Annotated in this window: 2 tRNA genes and 3 rRNA genes; all 5 read right to left on the bottom strand. The window is 51.0% G+C overall.

Going from position 1 to position 6,000, the window contains the following annotated elements:
• Positions 1–83: 83 nt before the first annotated feature.
• The 5 genes from ACFODQ_RS03285 to ACFODQ_RS03265 all read right to left on the bottom strand — a co-directional run bounded on the left by ACFODQ_RS03285 (position 84) and on the right by ACFODQ_RS03265 (position 5,933).
• A tRNA-Ile gene (locus ACFODQ_RS03285) sits at positions 84–160 on the bottom strand.
• A 167-nt stretch (positions 161–327) separates the two neighbouring features.
• Positions 328–1,856 (bottom strand): 16S ribosomal RNA (locus ACFODQ_RS03280).
• Between the two features lie 367 nt (positions 1,857–2,223).
• Positions 2,224–2,336 (bottom strand): 5S ribosomal RNA (gene rrf, locus ACFODQ_RS03275).
• Between the two features lie 256 nt (positions 2,337–2,592).
• A 23S ribosomal RNA gene (locus tag ACFODQ_RS03270) occupies positions 2,593–5,470 on the bottom strand.
• 387 nt (positions 5,471–5,857) lie between these two features.
• Positions 5,858–5,933: transfer RNA gene (locus ACFODQ_RS03265), tRNA-Ala, on the bottom strand.
• Between the last annotated feature and the right edge of the window lie 67 nt (positions 5,934–6,000).

The following is a 6,000-nucleotide window of genomic DNA, read 5'->3' as shown; positions in this document are numbered from 1 at the left end:
CAGACGCCTCGCACTGCTTGGCTCTAGTCAATCATCGACTAACTAAAGCGGCATAAGCTCAACCTCTAATCCGTTGGAATCTATGGTGGGTCTAGTTGGGCTCGAACCAACGACCCCTGCGTTATCAACACAGTGCTCTAACCAGCTGAGCTACAGACCCATTCCACGCAGCTAACTCTTGTGAGCTAGCCACCTGGCTTGTGTTCCAACAACCGATAAGTGTGGGCGTTCAATCTTGATTGCTTTTTTGGCTCCTGCCGTGCCGATGGCACTTAACTTTGTTTGCACAAAGTTAGCATCCACCGAAACAGCGAAGCTGTTTTCCAGAAAGGAGGTGATCCAGCCGCACCTTCCGATACGGCTACCTTGTTACGACTTCACCCCAGTCACGAACCCCGCCGTGGTAAGCGCCCTCCTTGCGGTTAGGCTACCTACTTCTGGCGAGACCCGCTCCCATGGTGTGACGGGCGGTGTGTACAAGACCCGGGAACGTATTCACCGTGACATTCTGATCCACGATTACTAGCGATTCCGACTTCACGCAGTCGAGTTGCAGACTGCGATCCGGACTACGACTGGCTTTATGGGATTAGCTCCCCCTCGCGGGTTGGCAACCCTTTGTACCAGCCATTGTATGACGTGTGTAGCCCCACCTATAAGGGCCATGAGGACTTGACGTCATCCCCACCTTCCTCCGGTTTGTCACCGGCAGTCCCATTAGAGTGCCCTTTCGTAGCAACTAATGGCAAGGGTTGCGCTCGTTGCGGGACTTAACCCAACATCTCACGACACGAGCTGACGACAGCCATGCAGCACCTGTGTTACGGTTCTCTTTCGAGCACATGTCCATCTCTGGTCACTTCCGTACATGTCAAAGGTGGGTAAGGTTTTTCGCGTTGCATCGAATTAAACCACATCATCCACCGCTTGTGCGGGTCCCCGTCAATTCCTTTGAGTTTCAACCTTGCGGCCGTACTCCCCAGGCGGTCAACTTCACGCGTTAGCTTCGTTACTGAGAAAGTTAATTCCCAACAACCAGTTGACATCGTTTAGGGCGTGGACTACCAGGGTATCTAATCCTGTTTGCTCCCCACGCTTTCGTGCATGAGCGTCAGTACAGGTCCAGGGGATTGCCTTCGCCATCGGTGTTCCTCCGCATATCTACGCATTTCACTGCTACACGCGGAATTCCATCCCCCTCTACCGTACTCTAGCTATGCAGTCACAAAGGCCGTTCCCAGGTTGAGCCCGGGGATTTCACCTCTGTCTTACATAACCGCCTGCGCACGCTTTACGCCCAGTAATTCCGATTAACGCTCGCACCCTACGTATTACCGCGGCTGCTGGCACGTAGTTAGCCGGTGCTTATTCTTACGGTACCGTCATCACTCTCCTTTATTAGAAGAGAGCTTTTCGTTCCGTACAAAAGTAGTTTACAACCCGAGGGCCTTCATCCTACACGCGGCATTGCTGGATCAGGCTTTCGCCCATTGTCCAAAATTCCCCACTGCTGCCTCCCGTAGGAGTCTGGGCCGTGTCTCAGTCCCAGTGTGGCTGGTCGTCCTCTCAGACCAGCTACAGATCGTCGGCTTGGTAAGCTTTTATCCCACCAACTACCTAATCTGCCATCAGCCGCTCTAGTAGCGCAAGGCCCGAAGGTCCCCTGCTTTCATCCTTAGATCTCATGCGGTATTAGCTACTCTTTCGAGTAGTTATCCCCCACTACTAGGCACGTTCCGATGTGTTACTCACCCGTTCGCCACTCGTCAGCATCCGAAGACCTGTTACCGTTCGACTTGCATGTGTAAAGCATGCCGCCAGCGTTCAATCTGAGCCAGGATCAAACTCTATAGTTCGATCTTGAATTTAAAGTCTCTCGACTACTCACTCACTTGACGGAATCAAGAAGATTAAAAATCTTCCTCATTACTGTTTAAAGTGAGCGCTTGTTTTGCTCCGAAGAACATATGGCAATCGCCACCAAACGCCCACGCTTATCGGCTGTTAATTTTTAAAGACCTGACCCAAGAGCCTCAACCCTCAGATCCCCTCGCCGCGATCAGCGAAGCCTTGTATTGTAGCACAGCTTTTGCTGCACTCAAGAACGTTTTCACGTTTTCTTCTCAACTCTTGCAGCTCACCGACCCTTGGGCCTGGCACGCTACTCTTTTAAGAGCAGAGAAGAAAACGTCCAGCTAGTTGCTGGACGTTTTCAGTATAAAAGCCTGACGATGACCTACTTTCACACGGGAATCCGCACTATCATCGGCGCGAAGTCGTTTCACTGTCCTGTTCGGGATGGGAAGGAGTGGTACCAACTTGCTATGGTCATCAGGCATAACTTTTTGCTCCTTGGCGGCTTTGCGCTGATCGGTCGATCAGGGCATTGCTGCTTTCGAAGCGAATTCATAGAGTCGGCATCAAGCTTTGGAGCTTGGTGCTATCAGCGTTTTATTTGATTGCGCCGACCTGAGCCAGTGATTGTAACACGCTGTGGTGTTCATCATTGTCTGATCTCAAGTCTTTGGCATAACTGCAGTTGCAGTGTTCTTTGCATTGGGCCCCATCTAAGGCGGGGCCAATCAAAGTTATAGGGTCAAGCCGCACGAGCAATTAGTATTGGTTAGCTTAACGCATTGCTGCGCTTCCACACCCAACCTATCAACGTCCTGGTCTAGAACGACTCTTCAGGGGGGTCAAGCCCCGGCAGATCTCATCTTGGAACGAGTTTCCCGCTTAGATGCTTTCAGCGGTTATCTCTTCCACACATAGCTACTCGGCAATGCCACTGGCGTGACAACCGATACACCAGAGGTGTGTCCACTCCGGTCCTCTCGTACTAGGAGCAGGCTTCCTCAAATCTGCAGCGCCCACGGAAGATAGGGACCAAACTGTCTCACGACGTTTTAAACCCAGCTCACGTACCTCTTTAAATGGCGAACAGCCATACCCTTGGGACCGACTACAGCCCCAGGATGAGATGAGCCGACATCGAGGTGCCAAACACCGCCGTCGATATGAACTCTTGGGCGGTATCAGCCTGTTATCCCCAGAGTACCTTTTATCCGTTGAGCGATGGCCCTTCCATACAGAACCACCGGATCACTATGTCCTGCTTTCGCATCTGCTCGACTTGTCAGTCTCGCAGTTAAGCACGCTTATGCCATTGCACTATCGTCACGATGTCCGACCGTAACTAGCGTACCTTCGAACTCCTCCGTTACGCTTTGGGAGGAGACCGCCCCAGTCAAACTGCCTACCATGCACTGTCCCCGATCCAGATAATGGACCAAGGTTAGAACCTCAAACACACCAGGGTGGTATTTCAACGTTGGCTCCATGAGAACTAGCATCCTCACTTCAAAGCCTCCCACCTATCCTACACAGATCTGTTCAAAGTCCAATACAAAGCTACAGTAAAGGTTCATGGGGTCTTTCCGTCTTTCCGCGGGGAGATTGCATCATCACAAACATTTCAACTTCGCTGAGTCTCAGGAGGAGACAGTGTGGCCATCGTTACGCCATTCGTGCAGGTCGGAACTTACCCGACAAGGAATTTCGCTACCTTAGGACCGTTATAGTTACGGCCGCCGTTTACTGGGACTTCAATCAAGAGCTTGCACCCCATCATTTAATCTTCCAGCACCGGGCAGGCGTCACACCCTATACGTCCACTTTCGTGTTTGCAGAGTGCTGTGTTTTTATTAAACAGTCGCAGCCACCTATTCTTTGCAACCCCGTTTAGCTCCGTTTGTACAACTTCACTTACTGAGGGCACACCTTCTCCCGAAGTTACGGTGTCAATTTGCCGAGTTCCTTCTCCTGAGTTCTCTCAAGCGCCTTAGAATACTCATCTCGCGCACCAGTGTCGGTTTGCGGTACGGTCGTGTGTAGCTGAAGCTTAGTGGCTTTTCCTGGAAGCTGGGTATCACTCACTTCGTCTGCAAGCAGACCCGTTATCACCCCTCATCTTAGCCCGGCGGATTTGCCTACCGAGCACGACTACAGGCTTGAACCAACATATCCAACAGTTGGCTGAGCTAACCTTCTTCGTCCCCACATCGCACTACACATCGGTACGGGAATATTGACCCGTTTCCCATCAGTTACGCATCTCTGCCTCACCTTAGGGGCCGACTTACTCTACGCCGATGAACGTTGCGTAGAAAACCTTGCGCTTACGGCGAGCGGGCTTTTCACCCGCTTTAACGCTACTCATGTCAGCATTCGCACTTCTGATACCTCCAGCATCCGTTACCAGACACCTTCACAGGCTTACAGAACGCTCTCCTACCACGCACAGTAAAACTGTGCATCCGCAGCTTCGGTAACTGGCTTAGCCCCGTTACATCTTCCGCGCAGGACGACTCGATCAGTGAGCTATTACGCTTTCTTTAAATGATGGCTGCTTCTAAGCCAACATCCTGACTGTTTTAGCCTTCCCACTTCGTTTCCCACTTAGCCCGTTTTAGGGACCTTAGCTGGCGGTCTGGGTTGTTTCCCTCTTGAGTCCGGACGTTAGCACCCGGTGCTCTGTCTCCCAAGCTGTACTCTGCGGTATTCGGAGTTTGCATAGGTTTGGTAAGTCGCCATGACCCCCTAGCCTAAACAGTGCTCTACCCCCGCAGGTAATACTTGAGGCACTACCTAAATAGTTTTCGGAGAGAACCAGCTATTTCCAAGTTTGTTTAGCCTTTCACCCCTATCCACAGCTCATCCCCTAGTTTTGCAACACTAGTGGGTTCGGACCTCCAGTACCTGTTACGGCACCTTCATCCTGGCCATGGATAGATCACTTGGTTTCGGGTCTACACCCAGCGACTTGTCGCCCTATTCGGACTCGATTTCTCTACGCCTTCCCTATTCGGTTAAGCTTGCCACTGAATGTAAGTCGCTGACCCATTATACAAAAGGTACGCCGTCACCCCTAAGGGCTCCGACTTTTTGTAAGCATGCGGTTTCAGGATCTATTTCACTCCCCTCCCGGGGTTCTTTTCGCCTTTCCCTCACGGTACTTGTTCACTATCGGTCGATGATGAGTATTTAGCCTTGGAGGATGGTCCCCCCATATTCAGACAGGGTTTCTCGTGCCCCGCCCTACTTGTCTGCAGCCTAGTACCACCAATGCGTTTTCACATACGGGGCTATCACCCACTATGGCCGGACTTTCCATTCCGTTTTGTTAACACACTGACTATCACTGCAAGGCTCTTCCGAATTCGCTCGCCACTACTATCGGAATCTCGGTTGATGTCTTTTCCTCTGGGTACTTAGATGTTTCAGTTCTCCAGGTTCGCTTCGACAACCTATGTATTCAGTTGCCGATACCTATTGCTAGGTGGGTTCCCCCATTCAGAAATCTCCGGATCAAAGTTTATTTGCCAACTCCCCGAAGCTTATCGCAGGCTATCACGTCTTTCGTCGCCTATCATCGCCAAGGCATCCACCACATGCTCTTAGTCACTTGACCCTATAACTTTGACATCTATCTCTAGATCTCAAGCCAAGAACCCAAGCAACTGCTTTGCGAGGTCTCTCACCTCGCGCGTTATGCCGTAATGTGAATATCTTTGCTGTAGACCCGGTCGCCCAGATCCACATTCTTGAAGAATATTCGTCATTACTGAATAAAATTGCTCTCGCAAAGTTTCATTCGTTTTGACGCAATCAAATTGTTGCTGGTGGCACGGTCTGCACTAAACCTTTACGAATGTGTAGTTTCCACCAGCAACGCTGATTTTCGACTCTATGAATTTTTAAAGAACAGCCGTATTGATCCGTGAATCCGGAATCAACAACAAAACAGTCTCTTGCGAAACCGCTTTGGTGTTGAGTGATAAGTTATCAGTAAAAGTATTGGTGGAGGATGACGGGATCGAACCGACGACCCCCTGCTTGCAAAGCAGGTGCTCTCCCAGCTGAGCTAATCCCCCTGATTGCCTATAGCCGGCGCATTGCTTCGTTGCCCGCTGCTCACACACATCAGTGTGCTTCGCATCA

It is taken from the genome of Comamonas sp. JC664, from assembly GCF_042647185.1.
The sequence above is the reverse complement of the archived record's forward strand: the minus strand, read 5'-3'. Positions and strand labels throughout refer to the sequence as shown.